General features: G+C 54.4%; 26 protein-coding genes. 16 read left to right on the plus strand and 10 right to left on the minus strand.

Going from position 1 to position 23,527, the window contains the following annotated elements:
* Window positions 1-90: 90 nt before the first annotated feature.
* Window positions 91-963 carry a LysR family transcriptional regulator gene (locus WA318_RS16190; protein WP_336082768.1) on the minus strand — a complete coding sequence of 291 codons (873 nt, stop codon included), beginning with the start codon at window positions 961-963 and terminating at the stop codon, window positions 91-93.
* 111 nt (window positions 964-1,074) lie between these two features.
* On the opposite strand from WA318_RS16190, the gene gstA reads away from it, so the two are divergent.
* The 3 genes from gstA to WA318_RS16205 are packed head-to-tail and all read left to right on the plus strand — an operon-like array spanning window position 1,075 to window position 2,288.
* Window positions 1,075-1,683: a glutathione transferase GstA gene (gene gstA, locus WA318_RS16195; RefSeq protein WP_336082770.1), complete on the plus strand. Its 609-nt coding sequence runs from the start codon at window positions 1,075-1,077 to the stop codon at window positions 1,681-1,683.
* Complete coding sequence (locus WA318_RS16200; RefSeq protein ID WP_336082772.1) at window positions 1,683-2,063, plus strand: nuclear transport factor 2 family protein; 381 nt, start codon at window positions 1,683-1,685, stop codon at window positions 2,061-2,063. The genes gstA and WA318_RS16200 overlap by 1 nt, the downstream gene beginning before the upstream one ends.
* 3 nt (window positions 2,064-2,066) lie before the next feature.
* Window positions 2,067-2,288 carry a tautomerase family protein gene (locus tag WA318_RS16205; RefSeq protein ID WP_336082774.1) on the plus strand — a complete coding sequence of 74 codons (222 nt, stop codon included), beginning with the start codon at window positions 2,067-2,069 and terminating at the stop codon, window positions 2,286-2,288.
* A gap of 134 nt (window positions 2,289-2,422) precedes the next feature.
* On the opposite strand, the gene WA318_RS16210 is transcribed toward WA318_RS16205, so the two are convergent.
* Window positions 2,423-3,184 (minus strand): hypothetical protein, encoded by a 762-nt coding sequence (locus WA318_RS16210; protein ID WP_336082776.1) that lies wholly within the window; start codon window positions 3,182-3,184, stop codon window positions 2,423-2,425.
* Window positions 3,185-3,631: 447 nt separating this feature from the next.
* On the opposite strand from WA318_RS16210, the gene WA318_RS16215 reads away from it, so the two are divergent.
* Entirely contained in the window at window positions 3,632-4,951 is a 1,320-nt protein-coding gene (locus WA318_RS16215; protein ID WP_336082778.1) for a diguanylate cyclase domain-containing protein, read from the plus strand.
* Window positions 4,948-5,406, plus strand: a complete 459-nt coding sequence (locus WA318_RS16220; protein WP_336082780.1) for a GNAT family N-acetyltransferase — start codon at window positions 4,948-4,950, stop codon at window positions 5,404-5,406. The genes WA318_RS16215 and WA318_RS16220 overlap by 4 nt, the downstream gene beginning before the upstream one ends.
* Before the next feature lie 32 nt (window positions 5,407-5,438).
* Here WA318_RS16220 and WA318_RS16225 read toward each other — a convergent pair whose 3' ends face one another.
* From WA318_RS16225 to WA318_RS16245, 5 genes are all read right to left on the minus strand, one after another.
* Window positions 5,439-5,942: an SRPBCC family protein gene (locus WA318_RS16225; RefSeq protein ID WP_336082782.1), complete on the minus strand. Its 504-nt coding sequence runs from the start codon at window positions 5,940-5,942 to the stop codon at window positions 5,439-5,441.
* Complete coding sequence (locus WA318_RS16230) at window positions 5,932-6,276, minus strand: ArsR/SmtB family transcription factor (RefSeq protein ID WP_336082785.1); 345 nt, start codon at window positions 6,274-6,276, stop codon at window positions 5,932-5,934. Before WA318_RS16230 ends, WA318_RS16225 begins: the two co-directional genes overlap by 11 nt.
* 49 nt (window positions 6,277-6,325) lie before the next feature.
* The gene (locus tag WA318_RS16235; RefSeq protein WP_336082787.1) at window positions 6,326-7,420 is read right to left on the minus strand and encodes a DMT family transporter; all 1,095 of its coding nucleotides are present in this window, start codon (window positions 7,418-7,420) and stop codon (window positions 6,326-6,328) included.
* 112 nt (window positions 7,421-7,532) lie between these two features.
* Window positions 7,533-8,348, minus strand: coding sequence for an ectoine/hydroxyectoine ABC transporter ATP-binding protein EhuA (ehuA, locus tag WA318_RS16240; protein ID WP_336082789.1), 816 nt, complete (start codon window positions 8,346-8,348; stop codon window positions 7,533-7,535).
* Between the two features lie 83 nt (window positions 8,349-8,431).
* Window positions 8,432-10,150 carry an MOSC domain-containing protein gene (locus tag WA318_RS16245; RefSeq protein ID WP_336082791.1) on the minus strand — a complete coding sequence of 573 codons (1,719 nt, stop codon included), beginning with the start codon at window positions 10,148-10,150 and terminating at the stop codon, window positions 8,432-8,434.
* Window positions 10,151-10,356: 206 nt separating this feature from the next.
* Between WA318_RS16245 and ehuB the strand changes: the two genes are divergently transcribed.
* The 4 genes from ehuB (at window position 10,357) to WA318_RS16265 (ending at window position 13,399) form a co-directional block, all read left to right on the plus strand.
* Window positions 10,357-11,241, plus strand: coding sequence for an ectoine/hydroxyectoine ABC transporter substrate-binding protein EhuB (ehuB, locus tag WA318_RS16250; RefSeq protein WP_114100040.1), 885 nt, complete (start codon window positions 10,357-10,359; stop codon window positions 11,239-11,241).
* Between the two features lie 68 nt (window positions 11,242-11,309).
* Window positions 11,310-12,038, plus strand: a complete 729-nt coding sequence (ehuC, locus tag WA318_RS16255; RefSeq protein ID WP_336082794.1) for an ectoine/hydroxyectoine ABC transporter permease subunit EhuC — start codon at window positions 11,310-11,312, stop codon at window positions 12,036-12,038.
* Entirely contained in the window at window positions 12,035-12,694 is a 660-nt protein-coding gene (gene ehuD / locus WA318_RS16260) for an ectoine/hydroxyectoine ABC transporter permease subunit EhuD (RefSeq protein ID WP_114100042.1), read from the plus strand. Before ehuC ends, ehuD begins: the two co-directional genes overlap by 4 nt.
* 21 nt (window positions 12,695-12,715) lie before the next feature.
* Window positions 12,716-13,399 (plus strand): GntR family transcriptional regulator, encoded by a 684-nt coding sequence (locus tag WA318_RS16265; protein ID WP_114100043.1) that lies wholly within the window; start codon window positions 12,716-12,718, stop codon window positions 13,397-13,399.
* A gap of 41 nt (window positions 13,400-13,440) precedes the next feature.
* Here WA318_RS16265 and WA318_RS16270 read toward each other — a convergent pair whose 3' ends face one another.
* Window positions 13,441-14,349 (minus strand): DMT family transporter, encoded by a 909-nt coding sequence (locus WA318_RS16270; protein WP_336082797.1) that lies wholly within the window; start codon window positions 14,347-14,349, stop codon window positions 13,441-13,443.
* Between the two features lie 250 nt (window positions 14,350-14,599).
* Here WA318_RS16270 and WA318_RS16275 point away from each other — a divergent pair, with 250 nt between their 5' ends.
* From WA318_RS16275 to WA318_RS16295, 5 genes are all read left to right on the plus strand, one after another.
* Window positions 14,600-15,529 carry an AraC family transcriptional regulator gene (locus tag WA318_RS16275; RefSeq protein ID WP_336082799.1) on the plus strand — a complete coding sequence of 310 codons (930 nt, stop codon included), beginning with the start codon at window positions 14,600-14,602 and terminating at the stop codon, window positions 15,527-15,529.
* Window positions 15,530-16,021: 492 nt separating this feature from the next.
* The gene (locus WA318_RS16280) at window positions 16,022-17,002 is read left to right on the plus strand and encodes a C4-dicarboxylate TRAP transporter substrate-binding protein (RefSeq protein ID WP_114100076.1); all 981 of its coding nucleotides are present in this window, start codon (window positions 16,022-16,024) and stop codon (window positions 17,000-17,002) included.
* An 88-nt stretch (window positions 17,003-17,090) separates the two neighbouring features.
* Complete coding sequence (locus tag WA318_RS16285; RefSeq protein WP_114100077.1) at window positions 17,091-17,543, plus strand: TRAP transporter small permease; 453 nt, start codon at window positions 17,091-17,093, stop codon at window positions 17,541-17,543.
* Window positions 17,543-18,823: a TRAP transporter large permease gene (locus tag WA318_RS16290; protein WP_114100045.1), complete on the plus strand. Its 1,281-nt coding sequence runs from the start codon at window positions 17,543-17,545 to the stop codon at window positions 18,821-18,823. Before WA318_RS16285 ends, WA318_RS16290 begins: the two co-directional genes overlap by 1 nt.
* Before the next feature lie 54 nt (window positions 18,824-18,877).
* Window positions 18,878-19,594 (plus strand): GntR family transcriptional regulator, encoded by a 717-nt coding sequence (locus WA318_RS16295; protein ID WP_114100078.1) that lies wholly within the window; start codon window positions 18,878-18,880, stop codon window positions 19,592-19,594.
* A 76-nt stretch (window positions 19,595-19,670) separates the two neighbouring features.
* Here WA318_RS16295 and WA318_RS16300 read toward each other — a convergent pair whose 3' ends face one another.
* Window positions 19,671-20,510 (minus strand): NAD(P)H-binding protein, encoded by an 840-nt coding sequence (locus WA318_RS16300; protein ID WP_336082803.1) that lies wholly within the window; start codon window positions 20,508-20,510, stop codon window positions 19,671-19,673.
* Window positions 20,511-20,694: 184 nt separating this feature from the next.
* On the opposite strand from WA318_RS16300, the gene WA318_RS16305 reads away from it, so the two are divergent.
* A complete protein-coding gene (locus WA318_RS16305; protein WP_336082805.1) occupies window positions 20,695-21,300 on the plus strand; it encodes a TetR/AcrR family transcriptional regulator in 606 nt (201 codons plus the stop codon).
* Window positions 21,301-21,309: 9 nt separating this feature from the next.
* Here the strand turns inward: WA318_RS16305 and WA318_RS16310 are convergent, their stop codons facing one another.
* A complete protein-coding gene (locus tag WA318_RS16310; protein ID WP_336082807.1) occupies window positions 21,310-22,380 on the minus strand; it encodes an EAL domain-containing protein in 1,071 nt (356 codons plus the stop codon).
* A gap of 321 nt (window positions 22,381-22,701) precedes the next feature.
* Here WA318_RS16310 and WA318_RS16315 point away from each other — a divergent pair, with 321 nt between their 5' ends.
* On the plus strand, window positions 22,702-23,520 hold the full coding sequence (locus WA318_RS16315; RefSeq protein WP_336082809.1) for an AraC family transcriptional regulator: 819 nt from the start codon (window positions 22,702-22,704) through the stop codon (window positions 23,518-23,520).
* Window positions 23,521-23,527 lie beyond the last annotated feature (7 nt).

The raw sequence follows: 23,527 nt of genomic DNA on the forward strand, positions 1-23,527 counted from the left end.
AGCCGTCAATCGGGGTGATTGTTTCGTAATCCGTGCGGCTCCAGTAATGGGGGCATTCGGGTCGATCTCCGCCAAATACTCAGCTGCAGCCTACGTCTGCAACGCTCGCCAAATCTCACCCAATACCCGCCCCATCGTCTGATCGCGCCGCCGGATCGCAAATACTTCGGTGTGCCGGGGGCGAAAACCTTCGACATTAAGTGCCACAAGCTCGCCGCTATTAAGCTCGTTCGTGATCATGTGTTCCGGAAGGCCGCCCCAGCCGTGACCATTCATGATGACGGATTTTTTGGTGGCGAAATCCGAGACGGTCCAGCGTCGTCCACCTGCAAGCACATCGCGCGACTGATCATAATCCGGGCCACCGGTGCCCGAGACGATGACTTGTACATAGCTTTGCATTTCCATGCGTGATCGCATGCCACTGCGCCCCGCGATGGCGAAGCTTTTATGGGCGACCGGGCGGATCACCACAGAGCCGACCGGCGTGGTTTCCACATGGTCGATATCAACCCCTTCCAGCCCCGCGATAATAAGATCAGTTTCGCCCTTCATCAGACGTGCCAACGGACCGCCCATCATTTCGGTTGCAACGGTGATATGGGTGTTGGGGAATTTGTCGCCAACTTCGCCAAGGATTTTCAGGATCGGCTCAAGCGACATGGTCGCGGTCAGCGCGATCCGCACCAGTGGTTCCTGTGTGCTGCGCAGTTCTTTGGCGGTGGCCTGAAGCTGGTGAAACTGGTCAAGCACGCGGGTGGCTTCGCGCAGGAAGACTTGGCCTTCTGATGACAGGCGCGGGCGATAATCCGCGCGTGAGAAGATGGCAAAGCCCAGTTCATCCTCAAGCTTGCGGATTTGATGGCTGATGGCTGATTGCGCCTTGTTCAGGCGCTCTGCAGCACCGCGAAAGGTGCCGGTGCTGACAACCGCATCAACCGCAATGAGTTGTTCCAGGTTCATCGGGTCCTCAGGATGATCTATATTATAGATCGTTATCATGAAAACTCGATATTATCAATTGCTCGTCCGGTTTGGCAAAAGGGGGCATACACCAAACCAAAGGAGCTACCCATGAAGCTTTATTATCTTCCCGGCGCATGTTCGCTCGCCAGCCATATCATGTTGCATGAAGTCGGTGCGCAGTTTGACATTGAAAGTGTGGACACCAAGGAAGGGCGCACGGAAAGCGGCCGTGCCTATCGCGAGATCAGCCCGAATGGCTATGTCCCCGCCCTTGAGATTGAAACAGGTGACTATCTGACCGAGGGGGTCGCGGTTCTTCAACATATCGCCGATACCCACCCCGAACGTGCCTTTTCCCCGAAACCGGGTTCAGTGGCGCGCGCACGTTTGCAGCAGTTTTTGAATTTTGCTGCGGCAGAGCTGCACAAATCCTGGGGGCCGCTGTTTACCGATGGCGCAAGCGCGGCAGAGCAGGCCGCGGCAAAGGCCAAGGTCGCGACAAAGTTCGACCATCTGGAAAGCGTGCTTTCAGACGGTCGTGATTATCTTGTCGAAAACCGGTTTTCGGTGGCGGACGCCTATACCTTCGTTCTGGTGAACTGGGCGAGTTTCAAGGAAATCGACCTTTCAAACTGGCCAAACCTTGCCGGGTTTGTTGCACGTATTCAGGCGCGCCCGGCGACGCTGGCCGCCATGAAGGCCGAGGGGCTTGTGTGATGAAATCTGCTGATGAGGTGGAAACTGATGGACTGATGGGGCGCTATTTCGATGGCCTCTATCATTCTGACAGCGGCGTCCTGCGCACGGTGTTTCACCCTGAACTTGCCTATGTCAATGCGACCGGCGGCAATCACGAGTTCATGGATCTGGAAGCCTATATGACGCGGATTGATAACCGTGAACCCCCGGCAGCGCGTGGCGAGAAGCGCAGCGAAAGCGTTGATCGGGTCACCCTGACAGGGCGTCAAATGGGGCTGGTCGAAGCCCGTATGACCATGATGGGGCGCGACTATCAGGACCTGCTGACGCTGATCCACACCGATGCGGGCTGGAAGATCATCACCAAGGTCTTTGCCTATCATGAACAGGAGGATTGAAACGTGCCTTACGTCAATATCAAGGTTACCCGCGAAGGCGGACCGGACGGAACCGGGCCAACGCCGGAGCAGAAAGTGCAACTGATCAAGGGCGTGACCGACCTGCTTCAGGATGTGCTGAACAAATCACCGGCGACAACCTTTGTTGTGATTGACGAGGTGTCTCTGGATGACTGGGGCATATCGGGGCAATCGGTGCGTGATATCAGGCCGACACAAAGCTGAGCATTGATTGCACATCATGCCGTTATGGCGACAGGCCCTGCATCCGGTGGTGCAGGGCCTGCGTCATTTGAGTGTTGGCAGATGAGTGCCTGGCACCTTTGATGTGGGCCTGTCAACGCCGTTACCGCAATCCTCTATTTTGTGACGCTGGCGCGGCCAAGGACCTCGTTATGGATGCAGGAGGCGTAAATCCAGTCAGAGTCCGTAACGCCCAATTTGTTACAAAGCGCCTGTGAGGACGGGTTATCAAGGCGCACACCGGTCATGAAACCCCGCGCTGTTTCTTTTTCCCACATGTGAATGATGGCCTTGGCGCCAAGGATCAAGCCGATCTTTTCACCGCGTCTGTCTTCGCGCGTGGCCAGCATCCCCCAAAACACGTCGTTTGGTCGCAGGCCTGACGCGTGATGCATGACAAATGATGATGCACTTGCAACCGGCACACCGGCCGCGTCAATTGCCACCAGATTTATGCCGCGTCGGGCTTGGCCGCGCATGATGGAACCCGGGACGGGCATGACATCACAGGATTGGCAAAGGGCCGCGACATCCGCGACCAGTTCTGTCGGGGACGTTTCGTCGAGTGCAATAATCGACAGGTCATCTGGCAGGGTATGCTTTTCAAGGATTTGACGACTGGCCTCATAGGCGGCTTCGCCACCCCAATAATGTTCGTGGCGGTCGCACGAAAAACCGCGTGCCTCCAGCTCCGCGAACAGTTTATCTGCCTTGAATTTGGGGAAGTAATAGGCAACTGATGCCCCAAGAAGGGTTGCGACAGAGGCCAGCACATCGGCGGTATCACCTTGCGGATCTGAAAGCGCAACCGTCCGGCCGTAATACGCAAATCTTGGATTGTATTGGATGAGTGTCCAAAGAGCCGCACTCCTCTTCATCAGGGCTATGCTGCTTTCTGTCCCGAAAAATTCCTGATGGTGATCCAACTCTGTCCCTTTTCATGCTTTGTCGATTTGCGAACCGTTTCTTGAGTTCGCTCAGCTGATTAAAGGTGGCGCGTACGATTGCGCCGTCTGGCTAGATGGGCACGGCTTTATCTGGAATTCACGTGTATTGGGTCACGCGGATGCCGGGGCACGCCTGCAAATGCCAGTCGGCCAGCTTATCCGATGGTACAGGATTTTTCATGCTTCTGCCAGCAAGGTCGGGCACCTGCACGATGCTTGCTGCCGAGGGGGTGCGGCTGGTCCCATGCTGATGTGTCTGTTCGTCAGGGGGGTATATCTCGTTCTTAAGGATAGATAGCCCAAAGGTCGGCTTTTAATTATACGGATGTATGTATATATCTTGCGCGACGAATTTACTCGGGAAACCCACGCCTACCGATGATCTATGCCGTTTCTTTTTCCATTTTCCTGGCGCTCCTTGCCGTTGGTGCATTGGCATATTCGATCCGTGCGCGCAGGCAGGCGCGGGCGCGGTTAACTATATGCGAAACCCTGATATCGAATATGTCAGACGGTGTGGTGACGCTGGGTGCCGATGGATCTTTTCAAAGCGTAAACGCCGCCGCGCAAAGCATGTTCGGCCGATCCGAAAGCGATTTGAAGGGGGCGGCCCTTGCGGCCCTTTTTCCAAATCTGCCTGCCGGTTACGATGAATCACAGAAAACCAGATACCAAATCGATGCCGTTCGGGCCAGTGGCGCGAAATTTCCGGTTGAGGTGACATTTGTCGGGCCGGGGTATCGGCATGACAAGACCCGCATGATGCTTGTGCGCGATCTTTCGTACGTGCGCGCCGAGACGACTGACGAAGAGCACCGTTTCAAACAAAGCCAGTATTTCGCGCGGATCGGAACTTGGGACTGGCGGGTCGATACTGAAGAACTTTATTGGTCTGACGCCATCTATGCCATGTTCGGATACAAACCGGGCGAGGTGACTCCAAGCTATTCCCTGTTCTGTAATGCCGTACATCCCGACGACCGTGAACGCGTGCGCCAGGGTGAAATCCGGTGTATCGAAACCGGGGAGAACCACGACGAAGAGTACCGGGTTGTCTGGCGGGACGGGCGTATTCGCTGGCTGCGTGAAACCGGAAACGTGATCAAGGATGATGCCGGTGAAACCGTCAAAATGATGGGGGTTGTCCGCGACATTACCGAAGAACGCGAGGCATCTGATCATATCCGCGAACTGGCGTTCAATGATCCCCTGACACGTTTGCCCAACAGGATCATTTTCGAAGACCGGCTGACAAAGGCCATCGACCGCGCCAAGCGTAACAAGAAACGCGTCGCCGTTGTCTTTATTGATCTCGACGGTTTCAAACAGATCAACGACCAGCGTGGCCACGCCGCCGGCGACCGCATTCTGATCGAAACCGGTCAACGTTTGATGAAGGCCGTACGGGCATCTGATACCGTGGCCCGCATCGGCGGTGACGAGTTCACTGTCGTGCTCGAAGATCTTGAAACAGATGCAGAGGTCCATGGCATTGCCGACAAGATCCTTGGTGCCGTATCCGCCCCGATGACCACGGACGACCGGACCTGCCGGGTGGGGGCCAGCCTTGGTATTTCGATCTATCCCGAACATGCCCGCACGCTTGATACCCTGATCCATCTGGCCGATCAGGCGATGTATGCCGCCAAGGCAGAAGGCACAAACCTGTACCGCATCGGTGCCATAGGGGCTGAATGATGAAGACAGCAATTGAAATCCGCCCGGTCGCACAAGCAGACCGCAAAATATGGGCCGCGTTGTTTTCCGACTATATGGCGTTTTATGGCTGTACGCCGGCTGATGCGGTGCTTGAAACCACCTGGCGCTGGATCCTTGATCCCGCTGGACCAATGGAATGCCTGGTTGCCGTCAAGGGCGGACAGGTCGTCGGGTTTGCGCAATACCGGGCCGTACCGGAAACCCTGACCGGTGCCTGGTTTGGCCAGCTCGACGACCTTTTCGTCGCGCCGACAGAACGCCGCCAAGGTGTCGCCGATGCCTTGCTGGCCCGTCTGGACAACATTGCCCATGAACGCGGTTGGTTCAAGCTTGTCTGGATCACCGCCCAAGACAATGCAACGGCGCGCAAGCTGTATGACCGGATCGGCAAGGCATCGAACTGGGTGGTCTATGAGCGACCACAAGGCGACTGACGGTTAAAAGGCGTTGCTGCGTTCAAAGGCGGCTACTGGTTCAGTTTCAGCAACAACTCATCCAGTCGTTCAAGCGTTGAGGTCAGGCCTTCTTCCATGCCCATATCAATGACCGTTTGCAGGTCTTTTGCAGAGTTATAGGTCACCACTGTTTCGGTAAGCGTATGTTTGCCCTGATCGGTGAAAGTCATCGCAAGGTGAGAACGTGGCAAATCAGGATTTGCGATACCGGTTTCATCGGTAAAGCTGTCATAGCCGGTATAGCCGTCAATCGGGGTGATTGTTTCGTAATCCGTGCGGCTCCAGTAATGGGTGCCATTCGGGTCGATCATGGCAAAGTGCCAGTGACCGCCTTCGCGAAAATCAAACGATTTGGTCTTTGTCGTCAGCGGCTTGGGCGCGTACCACTGATCGAGCAGTTCGCTCTTGGTGTAGCAATCCCAGACCAGTTGGCGAATGGCTGCAAACTCGCGGCGGACGGTAAGGGTGCTTTTTTGCATGTCCGCGATAAAATTGAAGCGCAAATCAGGTTTCATCGTTTCCTCCCTGTAGAGATGACAGCAAAGTATCGAGATTGTCGAAGCGGCTTGCCCAAAGGGCGCGTTGTTCATCGAACCACTTTTCTACCGCTTCGAGTTTGTCCGGATTGAAGCTGCAGGTGCGCACGCGGCCTTGCTTCTTTGAAGCAATCAACCCTGCTTCTTCCAGAACGTTGAGATGTTTCATGAAGGACGGCAGGGCCATGTCATATGGCTCTGCCAATTCCTTCACCGGCGCTGGCCCCTTTGCCAGACGCTGGACGACGGCCCTGCGGGTTGGATCTGCCAGGGCGTGAAAGATGGTGTCGAGTGATGTGCTATACTTATCCATGTGGCTAACTATAGATGAGGTCAATAGTTAGATCAATGGCTAAGTTTTATTATTTGTTTCGAGTACCTGTCGCAGCAATCAACCGCCCATCAATCACCGCCAACCCAACCCCGATCACACCCATGCCGATAATGTGCTGAACCAGCAGCGATTCCCCAAGGAAACCGACACCAAGCAGGATCGCGCTTACCGGGATCAGGAAGGTGACAAGCAGCAGGTTGGACGCCCCGGCGCGCTTGAGGATCGCGAAATAAAGAATATAGGCAAGCGACGTCGAAAGGGCGGCAATCCCGAAAACTGCCAGAATGGTGTCGGTCGAGGGGACGGGAAGTGCCCAGGGCTGATCAATGACGGCGGCAAGCGGGATCAGCATGATGCTTGATGCGCTGGTCATTCCGGCCGCGGTCAGGATCGGGTTCATCGCGCCAAACCGCTTGCCAAAGACCCCGGTACAGCCATAGCAAAATGTCGCAAGCAGAATGGCGAAGGGTGCAAGCGGGGCGAGGCCTGAGGTCGATCTGGTCGCACTTTGGGCAATGCCGTCCGATCCGGGCAGGCCGATGATGATCACCACACCGCCAAAGCCGGTCAGAACACCAAGCGCCTTGCGCAGATTAAGCTTTTCATTCTCGGTGGCGATATGGGCAATGACGATGGTGAAAAGCGGGGTGGTGGCATTCAGGATGGCGGCAAGGCCGCTTGCGATATGGGTCTGACCCCAGACAATGAGCGAGAAGGGCACAAGATTGTTAAACGCCCCCATGATCACAATCGCGCCCCAGAATTTCGGGTCCTGCGGGATCGGGATATGACGGAGCAACACCACCCACCATAGAATAACCGATGCAATCGTCACCCGCAGCAAAACCAGCGTAAAGGGTGGCAGATCGACAAGGGCGATCTTGGTAAAGAAAAACGATCCGCCCCAAAGTACGGAAAGGATCAGCAGCATCGCCCAGCTTGTGCCATCCATTTTAAGATCGGGTTTGGCAGACATGGGGCGGGTTTCCTTTTTGGATATGCTTGCATTATCCGTGGTGGCGGTGGCAAAGCGCTGCTGATAATCGCGCGCAGATACAGGTTTGCCGCAAAGCTGATTTTCTTCAAGTGCAAAGCGTTTGGGGGTGATTTCGGTGGGCAGCATGATCTTGTCCGTTCCTTGCTGATCTGGTGACCCGCAAAGATTAGGCGAGCAACATTTCTGCTGCTCGCCACTTTCGGACTTCAATGCTGACAGGGGGTGGGGGGGGGCGGGGCTAGCGCGCCTCGTTCACCGCGCTCAGAAATTGTCGGGTGCGTTCACGCTGCGGGTTCTCGAACACGTCGCTGGCCGAGCCCTGTTCCTCGATCTTTCCGTCATAGAAGAAACAGATGCGATCAGAAATATCGCGGGCAAACCCCATCTGGTGCGTCACCATCAGCATGGTCAGTTTATGATCGCTCACAAGGCGGCGGATCACGTTTGTCACTTCGCCAATGACCTCGGGATCTAGGGCCGACGTTACCTCGTCAAACAGCATGACTTTGGGGCGCATGGCAAGGGCGCGTGCGATGGCGACACGCTGTTGCTGTCCGCCCGAAAGGCGCGAGGGATGCTGGTCACGTTTGTCGGCGACGCCAACCATATCAAGCAGTTCAAGCGCGCGTTCCCGGGCTTCCTTTTTGTTCATGCCAAGGGAGTAGACCGGGCCTTCCATACAGTTTTCAAGGGCGGTCATATGCGGAAACAGATTGAAGTGCTGAAAACACATGCCGATATCCTTGCGCATGTGACGAAGATGCTGCTGGTTGGCCGGGACAAGCCGGTTGTCCCTGGTCATATGCGTTAGTGGCTTGCCATCAATATAAATGACGCCATCATCAATCGTCTCCAGGGTCATCAATACCCGCAGCACGGTGGTTTTCCCCGAGCCTGACGGGCCGATGATGCTGACCATTTCACCTTCACTGATATCAAGATCAAGCCCGTGCAAAACCGTCAGCCCGCCATACCGCTTGGAAACATTGCGAAATTGCACCATCGGGATGTCCGGGCCGTTAAGGCAAAGCGGATATTCCACCTGTGTATCCATAATCTTTTTGCTCCTTGCCACCTGCTGTCGGATGTGGCGATCACGAATTAAAACATGCTCCAGTCAGTCTGTGGGGTGAGAATTCAGGAAAGATCAATTTCAAGGTCGGATGCCGGATGTGCACAACATAAAAGGATCGATGATGTCGGTGGTGGCGACACATTTGGCGGATAGGCGACTTCACCGCGTCTGAGATCTGCTCGACAGGTCCGGCAAAGTCCGGACCGGCAAGCAGCAGGCGGGCGCAATTCGGTGTGGCTTTCGATCCAGTTTAAAAGGCTGCCATCTTTCTGGTTCCAGATGCCCTGATATCCGGTCGATGCGATGGTGATTTTGGCCTGCTTGATCCCGACGCGCGGCGGCAATGCAGGGCTGTCACTGGCAAACAGTTCGAAATGCAGGTGACTGGTCAAACGGTCCAGAGTGGTGTGAATGGTGCGCACGGCCTCGATCATCGGGGCGGGGCCACATACAAACAAATGACTGGTCTCATCCTGTGATGAAATGTGGCGCACAAGATCGGGATAGCCGCTTTGCCATGTGCCGGGGGCATCGACAGGAAGGTTTTCCTGCCGGGTCAGATAAAGCCGCAAGTCAAACTGTGCAAGGCTTTCGCCAAGCGCAATCACGTCATCCCGAAACGGTATGTGATTGCTGTCCGGTACAACGTAAATCAGCGTGACCGGGCCATCGAACCGCTGTCGGGCCAGTTCGCGAAGCTGGGCCAGAATAGGCGTGATACCAATTCCCCCGGCGATGAAGCTGATCCCCGCGGTCAGGTCGTCAGGCAGGGTGAAGTCCCCGGCAGGAGGAAACGCAAAACAGGTTGTGTCCATCCCGACCCGGTCATGGATCCAGTTGGAAACCGAAAATGTGCTCTCATCCACAGGTCTCCGTTTAACCGCAATGCGCCAGACAGGGCTGTCATCATTGTTGTCAGTGTCGGGGGTGAACGGGGCTTCGATCAGCGAATAGCAACGGAAATGCCGGTTTCCATCCTCGTCCTCGATCCCGAATGTCACGAATTGTCCGGGTTTTGGGGGCTGACCGGACGGGCATGACATGCGAAAGGCAACGGATATGACGTCATCGCATTCCTGTTTGCATTCCAGGATTTTGACCGTTTGCGCGCGGGGTTCGTTATCAAGGCCGAGCATGGTCATGCGTTCATTAATCTGAAGACGCAACGCATCAAATAATGCCGGGGATGATTTGACCCGTGCCAGCAGATCGGCCGCTGGTGCAGGCCCGGTCAGCACCATATTAAGCTCTGATATCAGGGCGTTGCGCGGATCTGACTTTGTGACGGTTAAGCTGTCGCCGGGTTTGATCACACCCGCCTCGATCACGCGGGCATAGATTCCGGTGCGCCCGGATGCGGAAAACAGGCTGGGAAAACCGGCCTCCGTCTGAAGGAAATGCGCCATTTTGTAACACGGGATACGCGGTATCGTCAGTTCGACAAGTGCCGTTCCGATGCGAATATGGTCGCCAATGCGCAGGCTGTTTTCATCGGGCCCGGTATAGGTAACGTTTTCTGCAAACTGACCGGGGTTGATCGGGCGTTTCAGGACGTCCTCGTAATGTCGGTAGTGATCGGCATGGAACAGATATATCGCATGATTGATCTTCCCCAGACGGCGTGCCGTGCCAAGCTCGTTTCCAACGATGCCGGACAGGTCGAGTTCGATCGAAGACACGTGCCCGGTGCGAGCAAATGCCGTCACCTCGGGGCGCCCGTCAATTTCAACGGGTTTGCTGTGTCCGACATAAAGGTCAAGAGCCTGTCCGGTGGTCGCCATTTCGTCCCTCTGTTCTCACTCGATTTATCAAGAGATATACATCTAACGATAAAAAACGGATTTAATGAAGAAAAAACTGCCAAAAATGGTCCTTTAAAGTTTTAGTTGTATCCATCATTGGGATTTTATACCATTCAGAACCTCAGCTCAGAAAACGGAGGGCACATCCGTCGGGCTGCATCAGGGAACCAACACTGGAGACAAGTATGAAAATGATCAAAAAGCTGGTGGGGGGCTTTGCGGTTACTGCTTCGCTCTTTGCTGCGACCACGGGTTTTGCTTCTGAAAATCCGCTTCTCGATAAATACCGCGCCGAAGGTGCAACTGTCGGCATCGCCGGTTATGCGCCATATGGCTACAAACAGCCCGATGGCAGTTTCACCGGCGAACAGGTTGAAATCGTCAAACATGTACTGAATCAGATGGGGGTCAGCGAACTGGAATTCGTTGCGATGGATTTCGGGGCCCTGATTCCGTCACTGGTTGCCGGGCGTATCGATGTGGCGGCGGCGGGCATCTATATTCGCCCGAAACGCTGTGAGCAAATCCTGTTTGCCGAACCGACCTGGGGGCAGGGGGCTGCGTATATTGTTAAAACCGGAAATCCTAAAAATCTGCACAATTTCAAGGATATCGCCAGCACACCGGATGCAAAACTGGCGGTGCTGGCCGGTGGAACCGAAGAAACCCTGGCCAAAAAGGACGGTGTTCCCGATGACAAGCTTTTGAAAGTCGGGGATAAGGCCGCGGGGATTTCAGCAGTGGTGTCCGGGCGTGCAGATGGCTTTGCGCTTTCGGCATTTGCGATCAATGACATCGTTCGAACGGCTGGCGAGCTGATCGGGGTCGAAAGTTCCGGCTCGATTACCGAAATTGCTGGCGAAAACTATCAGGGGCATGGCGCAATCGGTTTCCCGAAAGGTGAAGGAGATGCGCTTAAGGCTAATATGGCGTTCCGGGATGCATTCCAGCAGGAACTGGAAAAATGGATGGCAGGTGGCGGGTATCATGAAATGGCCGCCGCATGGGGCTTTGGTCCCAAAGATGCGCCATCCAAGAAAATGGCCGAGTTGTGTGGCGAAGGCCTGTGATTAACCGCGATCCCCGTTTCCGAGCCAATCAGGAACGGGGATCGACCATATTCAGGGCGGATTGATCAATGTCCATTCGTATGCTGGTCTGCATTCTTGTTGTGACGGTGGTGGCGGGGCTTGTCTATTTCTGGAACTCGCCATTTGTTGACAGTGCGGCGGTCTTTGTCGAAGCCGCACAGACGACGCTCGAACTTCTGATTGTGTCGGCACTGGTGACCCTTGCCATATCTATGGCAGCAGGGATTGGCCGGTTGTCGGAATTTTTGCCGGTGCGCTGGCTCAGTATTGCCTATATCGAGATTTTTCGGGGTACATCAGCACTGGTTCAGCTGTTCTGGCTGTTTTATGTCCTGCCGCTGTTTGGTCCGAAAATTGATCCGTTTACCGCCGGAGTGCTGGGCGTGTCACTGAATGTCGGGGCCTATGGCGCGATCATGGTCGAGGCATCCATTCGTGCAGTCCCCAGATCACAATATGAAGCGGCAATTGCCCTTAATCTCAGCCCGTTTAACCGGATGCGCCGGATCATTTTGCCACAGGCAATCCGGATCATGATCCCGCCCTTTGGCAATCTGGCGATCCAGCTGTTCAAACTGACCGCGCTTGTATCTTTCATCGGGATTTCGGATCTCACATATACCGCCTATCAGTTGAACCAGACCACCTATCGCACGGTCGAGGTCTTTACCATCATCCTGTTTATCTATTTTGCTATCGGGCTCAGCATTACCATCGGGATGCGATTGCTTGAACATCGTTACTCCCGTGGCATCCGTCTGGGAGGTGCACGATGAACTGGGATTGGGCTTATACATTTGAAATTTTGCCGCAAATGGCCGAGGCATCGCTGGTCACCCTTCAGGTCACAGCACTTGGTTTCGTTCTTGCTGCGGTTCTCGGACTGGTTTGGGGAATTATCGGACTTTTGGAAATCCCCGGTCTGACATTCTGTGTACGGTTGTTTGTCGAATTTGTCCGCACGACCCCGATGCTGATCCAGCTTTTTGCCATGTATTACTTCCTGCCGCAGTTCGGGATTCTGTTACCGGCAATGGTGTGTGGGGTTGTGACGCTGGGCATCCATTATTCGGCATATTGTTCCGAAGTTTACCGCTCAGGATTTGATCAGGTGGATCGTGGCCAGTGGGAAGCCGCAAAGGTCATCAATCTGACGACCTGGCAGACGCTAAAGCGCATCATTCTGCCACAGGCCATTCCGCCGATTATTTTGCCGCTGGGCAATTACTTTGTGACCATGTTCAAGGAAACGCCGGTTTTGCTGGCGATTACCGTAATCGAGCTGGTTGCAACGGCGCGCATCATCGGCAATGACACCTTTAAATATACCGAACCAATTACTTTGGCTGGCGTGTTTTTCCTGTTACTCAGTTTGGCTGCAGCCAAGCTGACACGCTATGTCAGTGAAAAAGCGGCCCTGCCAAGCCGATAAGAATATTGAGGAAACGACCAGATGCTCCTTGTGCGTAATCAGGCCAAAACCACTGCCCAGCAGCGGATTGTCTCCATTTACGAGCAGGTTCGCTATCGCATATGCACCAATCGGTATCCGCCCGAAACGGTTTTGCATGAAGAAGTTCTGGCACAGGAATATTCCGTCAGTCGGTCGCCGATCCGGCGGGTGTTTTCGATGCTTGAACATGAAGGTCTGGTCGAAATAAAACACGGCATCGGCACCATCGTCACCAGCATTGAACCCGATCAGCTGGCCGAGGTTTATGCCGTGCGTTTGATCCTTGCCGAATCAATGGGGCCGTCTATCAAGATCCCGTTTGATCCGCAAAAACGCGAGATTTTCGTGCAATGTGCCGATGATTTCAGGGCGCTGAGCCCCGGTGACACCATCGGCTTTGCCGAGGTCAATATTCGCTATATGACCGCAACGCTTGATCTTTCAAGCAATGCGACATTGAGCGAAATCCAGCAGAACCTGTTCTTCCAGACATCACGCATGTGGCTGATGTTGCTGCCTGAAATGCCGTGGGATGAAACCATTGCTGCGGTCTCCGACGAGCCGCTTGAAGTTGTACGGCGCATGGATATCGAAGATCCGGTCGGTCTGGCTTATGCCATCCGCAACCATATCTTCAAAGGTCAGCAATTATTGCTCAAGGCACTGCATCGCCGATCGTCATAGGGGCACGGCGATGCAGGTCTCGTACTTCTGACGCTTCGGTGTTATTTGACGGCCGCTGCACCACCCGGAAGCCGGAAGAATTTCGGCAGTTTGGCAAAGATCGTGATATTGCCCAGCAACACCATGGCAAGGCCGCTCGCACCAATCGGCGTCCAGACATAGCCTTCCAGGAAGGTTGAAACGGTCAATGCCACGACCGGGAACAGAACGGTGACATAGGCCGCGCGCCCTGCACCCACCCGGTTGACCAGTGCAAGATAGGCGATGAATGCCACCACCGATCCCGGAATGGCAAGATAAAGCAACCCGCCGATATAGAGCGGGTCGGTTGGCATGACCGGGCTCTGGCCACGCAGGGTGGCAAAGATAAACAGCAATACCGTGCCATAAATCATGCCGCGTGCGACCGCATCGCGGTTGGGAATGCCCATGCTGTGCAGCTTGACCGACACCATGTTGCCGCAACTGAAAACGGCCGTGCCGCACAGGGCCAGCAACATGCCGGTAATCGCATGGGGATTATGCGACAGCGCATAAATCTGGTTGGCAAACAGGCAGGCAATCCCGCCAAGGCCAAAACCCGCGCCAAAGACAAAGCGTATCCCTGGACGGTTGCCATAAAAGGCCCAGTTGCCGAGCGCATTGAAAATGGTCGAGGTGGTAAAGATCACCGCGACAATGCCGCTCGCGATATAGGCAGTCGCCGAATACATCAGGATAAAGTTGATGCCAAAAAGCCCGCAGCCCAGAAGCACGATCCAAGGATGGGCGCGCAAGGGAACCGGACGCCATTTGCGGGCAATCAGCAAAAATCCGCAAAGAACGACCGCCGCCAGGGCAAAGCGATAAAAGATGGAAATTTCAACCGGGATCGGGCCGATCTGAAGCTTGATCGCATACCAGGTAAATCCCCAGCAGAAGGTAACAATGGCAAACAGGAGGGCAGTCATTTCGGGGCTTTCAATATTGGCGCGAGGGGTGAAACCCGGTCACTGGTGGCGCGAGCGGGATCAGGTTGTGCACCGGATATGTGGGGCATATCCGATCTGATGATTAAGCCATAATCAACCCACGGCATCTTTCACGTTCTTGCGGTGTTTTTCACATTCTTGCGCAATTCGGGGCAGGGATGCGTTGAACATGCTTTGCAAGTTCGGGGGCTGGTGCGAATATGAACATCTGGAATTTCAGGAAATCTTGATGTCAGAATCGCATATGTCGCAATTTTCCCGGTCCGGCTTTCAGCCGAACGGGCGCTATCAGAAATTTGAAGTCTTCAGTCAGTTGATCGGGGACGCAAATCTGCTGCGCGCGGGGGATTTTGGCGACAGCATTTCGGCCGCACACTGGCGGCGCAAGGCCGATGTGATGACGCGCTATACCGATCCCGATCATCACACCATCAGTCTTTATGTGAATGGTGGAACCGGCATCCAGCGCCATGCCGGTGCCGATTCATTGACCGGTGGCGGGCCGGGGCGCTGTTGCCTGATGCCGGCTTTCATGACGTCGGACTGGCTGGTGCAGGGTGAGGTGGAACTGTTTCATCTTTACATCCCGCATGCCGCTTGGGAACGCGCCGTGGTCGAGGCTTTTGACATCGAACCCAATGCGGTCGAAGTACCTGAAAAGACCTTCTTCCTTGATCCCCTGATCGAACATACGGTGCGGCATGCCATGCTGCCCCTTGACTGGGATGTGGCGGCTGACCGGATGGCGATGTCCAATGCCGGACAGATGTTGATGGGGCATATGCTGCGCAGCTATTCGACGCGTCGTGATCTTGATTTCAAGGTGCGCGGTGGTCTGTCACCGATTGTCAAACGCCGCGTCATCGACTTTGTCGATGCCAATCTTGATCAGCCGCTGACGATTGAAGAACTGGCAGATGTGGCGGATTTGTCGACCTATCACTTTGCCCGGATGTTCCGCAAAACGCTTGGCGAGGCACCGCATAAATTTGTCCTGCGTCGCCGGATCGAACGGGCCATGGAAATGCTGCGCGGTGATCCGGCCTCGGTTGCCGAAATCGCCCTTGCTACCGGCTTTTCCAGTCAGGCCCATCTGACCACCCGGTTTGCCAGTTTTACCGGACTGACGCCAGCAAAATACAGAAGCGTCGCACAGTAAGGCGACGCTGCGTCTGTATCTGCACTTTTGCAGTCTGACCAAAACCCTCCCTGATCTTAATTCTGCGTGCATCCGTCACCTTGGGCCGTTTCGCGTGCCCGTTCCAGGCTTGGCTCAGTTGGCAGGTAACGGCCGGACAGGGGTTTCAATGTCCCGGTTGTTGCTCTGCAACTAGTTGTCACGACCGGTGATGGAAAATTGTGTTCTTGCTGCCGGAAATAGCGCCCGAAAAGTGGTCAATCTTGATGTGTCATGTCGGGCTGAAGCGGGCTCTGATTTTCAATTTCATCGGGGTCGGTTTTGCCATGTTTGCGCCCTGGTTGATTACAAGCGGAACGTGTGAAAATGAATTTTTCAGTTTAAGTCATTGTTTTTTATATAAATTAACAAGCTGAGAATTTCGTTGACAAGATTGGCAATTGATAATTAGGATTTCACAACAACTAAAATATCAATTTAGGCAAAATGCCAATCCAACGGGAGGATATCCAGATGAAACTAGCGGTAAAAACACTCGGACTCTGTGCTGTGCTGGCCGGGGCTGTGGCCCTGTCGGTGCCAGCAACGGCTGCAACCACGCTTCGGATCGGAACCGTCTTGTCACCCAATGATCCGATGGGGCAGGGGCTTGAGAAGTTCAAGGCGGACGTGGAAAAGGCGACCAATGGTGATGTGATCATCGAGGTCTTCCACAATTCCCAGCTTGGCGACACCACTGAAATGATCGATCAGGCCCGTGCCGGTGCTGCAATCGGCACCGTGACCGATGTTGCCCGCCTTTCAAGCTTCGTGCCGTCACTGGCCATCATGTCGGCGCCGTTCTTGTTCGATGCCTATGAGGAAGCCGACAAATTTGCGCTTTCGCCTGAATATATCGCCTGGGGGGATGAGTTACGCGAGAAGTCCGGCCTCGTGATGATTGCGTCAAACTGGTATCAGGGCGCACGCCATGCCTTGACCCAGAAGCCGATTTCAAGCCCGGCCGACCTTGCCGGTGTGCGCATGCGCACCATCGGTGCGCCGGTATGGATTGAAACCATCCGTGCAATGGGGGCCGAACCAACCCCGATTGCCTGGGGCGAAGTCTATACCGCCTTGCAGCTTGGCACGATTGATGGTGCCGAAGCCCAGCCGACTGCGATCTGGAATGCAAAACTTTATGAAGTGATCAAGAATGTCACCAAAACCGGTCACATTCAGCTGGTCACAGCCCTTGTTGTCGGCGCACAGGCCTGGGACGAAATTTCCCCCGAAAACCAGAAAATCGTTCGTGACCTTGCGGTTGAGGATGGCCGTTATGCGTCGCAGCTGACCATCGAACTTGGTGACAAGGCGCTGGCAGATGTGGCGGCAAGCGGTGTTACCGTCAGCGATGTCGATCTGGCCCCGTTCAAGGAAGCCGTTGCCCCGGTTTACCAGATGCTTGATCTCGAAGCAGAGGCCGCCATCGTCAAAAAGGTTCTCGGTCGTTAATCGACGGATTTGACCCACCTGCCGTGCCTTCGTGCGTTGCCTTGTTTGCAGGGCAACGCACATCAAACTTCAAAATGGAATGGAATACATGCTCAAGCGAATTGAGTTTGCCTGTGCCGGGGGGCTTCTGGTTGCGGTTGTTGTTCTTGTGGCAATCGCGTCTGTGGCGCGCGCAATGGGAACGCCGATCATCTGGTCGGTCGAAATGGCGCAGCTGATCTTTGCATGGCTTTGCATGCTGGCGGCCGACATTGCCATGCAGGAAGACCGGCATTTCGGCCTTCAGGTTCTTCAGGAAGTCTTTTCCGCACGGACCGTTGGCATGATCGAGATTTTCAACATTCTTGTCGTCATCAGTTTCCTTGCGTTTCTTCTCTATTACGCATGGGGCAACATGATCCTGATGCATCCGCGTCTTGTCGGTGCCGCACAGATTCATGCCTCCTACATTCACGCGTCGATGGTTGTCGGCATTCTTCTTATGTTGCGGACCATGGTGTCCCTGCTGATCCGGCGTATTCGAAACCGGGGGACCGTCTGATGCTGATCCTGATTGCCATTCTGTTTACGGTTTTCCTCATTATCGGCTTGCCGGTTGCCTTTGCACTCGGACTTGCATCCATTCCGGTCTTTGTTGTCAGCGGTGCGATGCCGCCGACCGTGGTCATCCAGAAAATGGTGACTGCAACCCAAAGCTTTCCGCTTTTGGCTGTGCCATTCTTTATCCTTGCCGGGAACCTGATGAATGTGACCGGCATTACCTATCGGCTTGTCAAATTTGCCCGTCTTCTGACCGGCTGGATGGCTGGCGGGTTGGCACAGGTATCAATTGTGCTGAGTTTCATGATGGGCGGCATTTCCGGCTCTGCGGTTGCCGATGCCTCGATGGAGGCACGCCTTCTTGGCCCCAGCATGATCAAACAGGGATTTTCCAAAGCATCGACTGCGGCGGTCCTGGCGTTTGGCTCCGTGATCACGGCGACCATTCCGCCCAGCATCGGGTTGATCCTGTTTGGTTTCGTCAATGAAGTTTCCATCGGTCGTCTGTTCCTTGCAGGGATCATTCCGGGCATTTGCCTGACCATTGTTTTGATGATCACGTCATGGTTTGTGGCAAAGAAAAATGGCTATCAGCCTGATCTGCCGCACATGCCCGCAGGCAAGGAACTGCTGAAAAGCTTTGGTGAAAGCATCTGGGCACTGGCCTTTCCGGTGATCCTGATTGTCGGGTTCCGTTTTGGTCTGTTTACGGCGACCGAGGCTGGCGCGTTTCTTGTCTTCTATGCGCTGGCGGTCGGGTTTTTTGCCTATCGTGAACTCGATTTCGCGAAGTTCAAAGAGGCCGTGACAAGCTCGGTATCCGATCTTGGCATGGTGATGTTGCTGATCATAATGGCGGCGGTTCTTGGTTATGCCATGACCATTGAACGTGCCCCGCAACAGATCACCGAATTTGTCACGACCCTGACGGAAAATCCGACCGCGATTCTGATGCTGGTTGTGGCGGTTCTGGTGATCAGTGGCATGTTCCTTGAAGGGGCGGCCAATATCTTGCTGGTGACGCCAATTGTCATGCCGGTCCTGGTCAATGCCGGGTATGACCCGGTTCATATGGGGATCCTGATCGTGACCTTGATCAATTTCGGCGGTCTTACACCGCCTGTCGGGGTCATCATGTTTACGGTTTGCGGTATTCTTGATGTCAAAACAGGGGCCTATACCAAGGCATCAATCCCGTTCTTCATCGCGATGGTGATCTTTTTCATCCTGATGGTCGCGGTCCCGAGTTTGACGTTGTTACTGCCCAATGCATTAATGTAATGAGTGATCTCAAGGATTTAGGCATTCATAGAATTGCCAGGGAGATAGATGAAAATGAATACATCTACGAGCGGACTGATTGGGATCTCTGATAGCGGGATCAAGGGCAATGCCCATGTTCCGGCCTCGGCACTGGTCTATGAAGATATCCGCAACCGGATCATTTCACTGGCGCTGCTGCCCGAAACAACACTTGTGCGCGCTGAACTTGCCGAAAGTTTCAAGGTTAGCCAGTCGCCCGTGCGCGAAGCCATCATGCGCCTTGAGCAGGACGGGCTTGTGGTTTCCTATCCGCAATCGCGCACTGTGGTGACCAAGATCGACGAAGCCCGCATTCGCGAAGAACATTTTCTTCGGGTTGCTGCGGAATGCGAGGTGGTGCGCCAGCTTGCCGAGATCAAGGAATCCCCGGCCGTCACCAAGGCCAAGGGGTTGTTGAAAATGCAGGAAGCGCTTGTCGGCGATATTGAACAGATTGATCTGTTCAAACAGCTTGATGACAGCTTCCATGCGGCTTTGTTCAACGGTGTGAACCAGTCCAACCTGCATTTGCAGATCACCGCGCGCAGCGGCCATCTTGCCCGTGTCAGGACGCTTGATCTGCCGCGTGCAGGCAAGATGGTTTCGGTCCTTGATGGCCACAAGGCGGTTATTGAGGCCATTCAGTCAGGGGACGGGGCAACAGCGGTTACCGAGATGCGCCATCACCTTTCTGGCACCATGGAGCGCCTGCCTCTGATTATCGAAGAAAACAGATCCCTGTTTACCTAGTGAAGACCTCCCTGTCCCCGGATAGGGTGTTGCTTGAACTGGTGCGTAGCGGCCTTACCGGCTACGCACCATTTTTTTATGCGCGTTTGGCAAGCCGCCATATCCCGCTTTTGGCAACGTCAGCTGCAAATTGCGTCAATGTGTTTGGCTGCCGTCCAAGGATTTTCTCGACATCGCTGGTCGGCGTACTGTTTCGACCATCCAGAACTTCGCGAAACAGATAGCCGATCAGGGCGCGGAAATCTTCGGGAACCCCGTCATTGGCCAGACCCCGATCAAGGTCTTCAAGGGTGATTGACACAAAATCAATCGGGCGGTTGCTTGCGGTGCTGATGATGGCGGTCACCTCGGCAAAGGTCAGTGCTTGCGAACCGGAAAGCTCATAGGTTTTGCCAATATGCACCGGATCGAGCAGGCAGGTTACCGCGCAATCGGCAATGTCATCGGCATCTATGAACGGTTCGGGGATGTTTCCTGCCGGAAGGGCAAGCGTGCCTGACTGAAGATAGGGCAGGAAAAGATCCTCGTTGAAATTCTGAAAGAACCAGTTGGCACGCAGGATCGTGGCATCTGCACCTGATTGCAAAAGTACTGCTTCTGCCTGATGTGCGGCTTCTTCGCCACGACCAGACAGCATCACAAGCCGTTTTGCACCGTGGGCGAGGGCGGTTTTGGCAAACTGCGCGATGACCTTGTCTGATCCGGGAACCGCAAGGTCGGGCTGGAATGTGATGTAAACGGCATCAACATCGTGCAGGCAATCATCCCAGCTTTCAGGCTTGGTCCAGTCAAAGGCCGGTGTCGTGCTGCGCGATACGGCTTTTACCTCGTAGCCACGGGATGCAAGTTTTCCGGCAACGCGACGGCCGGTTTTGGCCGTCGCGCCAAGAACAAGAAAACGCGGATTTGTGGGCATGGTGGTTCCTCCTGATGTGAGATTTCAAAATGTGAGTAATCCTCACATTTGCCAAATGTGATAAATCCTCGTATTTTGTTCGTCAAGAGAGTTTGGTCATCATCAACCTGTGTCAGGTGTCGAAAATTACCGGAGATCACAGGTGAAAACAGGGCGTAACCAATTGTCGGAAAACGCGAAAACAATGCGCAAGGCACCATCCCAAAAACGCAGTCGCGAGCGGGTCGAAAATATCCTCAAGGTCGCCTGCGAGCTGATTTCAGCGCAGGGAAGTGATGCCATGAAGATGGGGGAACTCGCAGAAAAGGCGGGAGTCTCTATCGGATCGCTCTATCAGTATTTCCCCGACAAGGCATCGATCATTCATGCCCTTGCCGACCGGTATAACGAGGAATCACAGCACTGCATCGAAGAGGCGCTGACACATGTCATGGATGCAAAGGGCTTTGTTGCGGCCTTTGAACAGCTGATCGATACCTACTATGAGCTGTTTCTGGCCGAACCGGTCATTTGCGATATCTGGATCGGAACACAGGCGGACAAGACGCTGCGCGATATGGAACTTGAAGTCAGTCGGGCGAATGCGGCCTTGCTGACCAAAACCATCCTGCGTATTCGCAACAATGATGGTGACCACAATGTACTTGCCGCCCGGTGTCTTCTGATCATGTATAATGGCGAGGCAACCATGCGGCTTGCGATCTCGGTGTCGACCCACGAGGGGCGCGAGATCATTAACAGCTACAAACGCATGGTGCGGCGGGAATTTGATGAAATGCTGCGGGTCTAGGGCCTTAAATCACGCAGGGTTTGCGACAAAAGGACCGTTTGCCGGACGGCCAAGCAGGAAACCCTGAACATAGTCGACATCATGTTCGATCAGGAAATCGAGTTCTTCCTGACGTTCGATCCCCTCGGCGATCACTTCAATTTCAAGCTGCTTTGCAAGCGCGATCAGTTTGCTGACGATGGCCTGTTTGTAATTGTCGTGATCGACATGGTCGACCAGCTCACGATCAATCTTGATGATATCCGGGCGTAATTCCGGCAGCAAATTAAGCGTTGAATACCCCGAGCCAACATCGTCAAGTGCGACCCGGAACCCCGAACTGCGATAGGATTCAAGGATGGCGCTCAGATGCGCTGTGCTGCGGACCTTTTCCGTTTCAATAACTTCAAAAACAACGTTTTTGCGATCGAGTTCGCATTCCTCGACAACCTCGATTGTTGAACGCAGGCAGGAATCCGGATCATAGATCGAGCTTGGCGTGAAGTTGATGAACAGGTTGCCGTTGATCCCGGCTTTGGTGGCATTTCGCACATTGGCGGCACGTGCGGCGCGATCAAGTTGAAACAGCAAGGTTGCTGACTGTGCCGCATCAAATAACTGACCCGGATTAATCACCGTTCCATCCGGCGCTGCGCCGCGAATAAGGCATTCATGCGCAAAAGGAACGTTGAAGTTATTGATCGGGAAAATCGGCTGAAACACCGAATTAAGCCGATTGTCGCGCAACAGATCGCCAAGCCATTCGGCCCCGATTGCAGCACGAATGGCATTGAGGCTGGTCAGACGCGCAATATCGTCAATCTCCGGGGTCCGGTTTTCGGGCATGATCAATGCCTTGGTATCAACAAGCTCCTCGGGCAGGAGGTCCTTTGCAATTGCATCAATCAGTGCGCGCAGGCCGGGGCGGCTATATTTGATGGCAAGTGTTGCGACCGACGGTGACTTTTCGACATCCAGACTGATCGACTTTGCCCCGGCCAGTATTTTTCCCGTCGTATGGGCAACAGGCGGCCACAGAAACAGCGTTCCGGTTTGGGGGGCAATTTCGGGTATGGAGTCACACTTTTCGCAATAGGTCATCACATCCTCCCCGGTTGTTTTCGCCTTACGACATCGTCACTTGCCGTTTTGTCGTACATTTGAATGTTGTGTTTTATAGCATACGGGACCGGGGTCCGAAAAGTTTGGCCGTATAATAAATATAATTATCAAGGCTATAGGTTGTCATGTCGCAATAAACGGCACGCAGACCAAGAAAGTTTCAGACGGGATTTGATGGGGTAACCTGCTGACGGGCAGGCGATTAATGCTGCTTGACGTCTCTTGGCTTGATATTGTTTTGTCAGGTTTGATGGGCAGCCAAGTACCGGTCAGATAGCGATCCAAGGATCAGAGAAAGTAATGCAATACAGTCTGCGGCAATATCGGGCGCAAGCCGAAAGCCACAGCCACAGTGACTTCCACCAGATCATTATCTCCGATCTCGGGCGGCTTGAGCTTGAGATCGAGGGGCGTGGCGGTGAAGTCTGTGGCCGTCAGATGGCATTTGTCGAAGCTGGCCGGACCCATGCATTCCGGGCCGAGGGGCTGAACCGTTTTCTTGTACTTGACGTCGATATTGATCTGGCCCGTCGAACCGGGATTGAGGCACTTTGGCAGAAAACTGCGCATGCATCGGCATATCTTGAAGTTCTGGCAGGACATCAGTCCGGGCTGCTTGGCTTGTTAAACGGTTATCAGGACTGCGATGTAATCGGTTTGTCAGGCAGGTCATTGAATGCGGCCAATGATGCGGGGAACGATATTGTCGTTCGTCTGCGTCAGATATTGTCTCATAGCCGACAGGTGCCGGGCGGCAGTTATTCGGCACTGGATGGTGTTCCGGCACGTCTTGTCCGCGTGGCCGCCTGGGCTGAAACGCGTTTGGGTGACAATATATCGATCTCAGATATGGCGCGGATTGCCGCACAGTCGGAAAGCAGCCTTTTCGTTGCATTTCAGCGGTATTTCGGGGCCAGTCCGATGCGCTGGCTTGCGGAGCAACGGTTGCAGACAGCGTGGGCGATGCTGCGCGACGCTGATATTGATCTGTCGATTGGCGACATTGCCAATTCCGTCGGATATCAGGATCAAAGTGCGTTTTCCCGTGCGTTTTCCCGGCGGTTTGGCTGTGCACCGGTTCTGGTGCGCAGTCAGAACCCCAATGCTGCCGATACCTGATTTCCCC

The organism is Thalassospira sp. CH_XMU1448-2, from assembly GCF_037027285.1.
In the GTDB taxonomy this organism is placed as follows: Bacteria; Pseudomonadota; Alphaproteobacteria; order Rhodospirillales; family Thalassospiraceae; genus Thalassospira; species Thalassospira profundimaris_C.

What these genes read in the sequence shown, in the direction of transcription:
- WA318_RS16190 (WP_336082768.1), bottom strand. Translation starts at nt 963, where the DNA reads ATGAACCTGGAACAACTCATTGCGGTTGATGCGGTTGTCAGCACCGGC.
- gstA (WP_336082770.1), top strand. Translation starts at nt 1,075, where the DNA reads ATGAAGCTTTATTATCTTCCCGGCGCATGTTCGCTCGCCAGCCATATC.
- WA318_RS16200 (WP_336082772.1), top strand. Translation starts at nt 1,683, where the DNA reads ATGAAATCTGCTGATGAGGTGGAAACTGATGGACTGATGGGGCGCTAT.
- WA318_RS16210 (WP_336082776.1), bottom strand. Translation starts at nt 3,184, where the DNA reads ATGAAGAGGAGTGCGGCTCTTTGGACACTCATCCAATACAATCCAAGA.
- WA318_RS16215 (WP_336082778.1), top strand. Translation starts at nt 3,632, where the DNA reads ATGATCTATGCCGTTTCTTTTTCCATTTTCCTGGCGCTCCTTGCCGTT.
- WA318_RS16220 (WP_336082780.1), top strand. Translation starts at nt 4,948, where the DNA reads ATGATGAAGACAGCAATTGAAATCCGCCCGGTCGCACAAGCAGACCGC.
- WA318_RS16225 (WP_336082782.1), bottom strand. Translation starts at nt 5,942, where the DNA reads ATGAAACCTGATTTGCGCTTCAATTTTATCGCGGACATGCAAAAAAGC.
- WA318_RS16230 (WP_336082785.1), bottom strand. Translation starts at nt 6,276, where the DNA reads ATGGATAAGTATAGCACATCACTCGACACCATCTTTCACGCCCTGGCA.
- WA318_RS16235 (WP_336082787.1), bottom strand. Translation starts at nt 7,420, where the DNA reads ATGCTGCCCACCGAAATCACCCCCAAACGCTTTGCACTTGAAGAAAAT.
- ehuA (WP_336082789.1), bottom strand. Translation starts at nt 8,348, where the DNA reads ATGGATACACAGGTGGAATATCCGCTTTGCCTTAACGGCCCGGACATC.
- WA318_RS16245 (WP_336082791.1), bottom strand. Translation starts at nt 10,150, where the DNA reads ATGGCGACCACCGGACAGGCTCTTGACCTTTATGTCGGACACAGCAAA.
- ehuB (WP_114100040.1), top strand. Translation starts at nt 10,357, where the DNA reads ATGAAAATGATCAAAAAGCTGGTGGGGGGCTTTGCGGTTACTGCTTCG.
- ehuC (WP_336082794.1), top strand. Translation starts at nt 11,310, where the DNA reads ATGTCCATTCGTATGCTGGTCTGCATTCTTGTTGTGACGGTGGTGGCG.
- ehuD (WP_114100042.1), top strand. Translation starts at nt 12,035, where the DNA reads ATGAACTGGGATTGGGCTTATACATTTGAAATTTTGCCGCAAATGGCC.
- WA318_RS16265 (WP_114100043.1), top strand. Translation starts at nt 12,716, where the DNA reads ATGCTCCTTGTGCGTAATCAGGCCAAAACCACTGCCCAGCAGCGGATT.
- WA318_RS16270 (WP_336082797.1), bottom strand. Translation starts at nt 14,349, where the DNA reads ATGACTGCCCTCCTGTTTGCCATTGTTACCTTCTGCTGGGGATTTACC.
- WA318_RS16275 (WP_336082799.1), top strand. Translation starts at nt 14,600, where the DNA reads ATGTCAGAATCGCATATGTCGCAATTTTCCCGGTCCGGCTTTCAGCCG.
- WA318_RS16280 (WP_114100076.1), top strand. Translation starts at nt 16,022, where the DNA reads ATGAAACTAGCGGTAAAAACACTCGGACTCTGTGCTGTGCTGGCCGGG.
- WA318_RS16285 (WP_114100077.1), top strand. Translation starts at nt 17,091, where the DNA reads ATGCTCAAGCGAATTGAGTTTGCCTGTGCCGGGGGGCTTCTGGTTGCG.
- WA318_RS16290 (WP_114100045.1), top strand. Translation starts at nt 17,543, where the DNA reads ATGCTGATCCTGATTGCCATTCTGTTTACGGTTTTCCTCATTATCGGC.
- WA318_RS16295 (WP_114100078.1), top strand. Translation starts at nt 18,878, where the DNA reads ATGAATACATCTACGAGCGGACTGATTGGGATCTCTGATAGCGGGATC.
- WA318_RS16300 (WP_336082803.1), bottom strand. Translation starts at nt 20,510, where the DNA reads ATGCCCACAAATCCGCGTTTTCTTGTTCTTGGCGCGACGGCCAAAACC.
- WA318_RS16305 (WP_336082805.1), top strand. Translation starts at nt 20,695, where the DNA reads ATGCGCAAGGCACCATCCCAAAAACGCAGTCGCGAGCGGGTCGAAAAT.
- WA318_RS16310 (WP_336082807.1), bottom strand. Translation starts at nt 22,380, where the DNA reads ATGACCTATTGCGAAAAGTGTGACTCCATACCCGAAATTGCCCCCCAA.
- WA318_RS16315 (WP_336082809.1), top strand. Translation starts at nt 22,702, where the DNA reads ATGCAATACAGTCTGCGGCAATATCGGGCGCAAGCCGAAAGCCACAGC.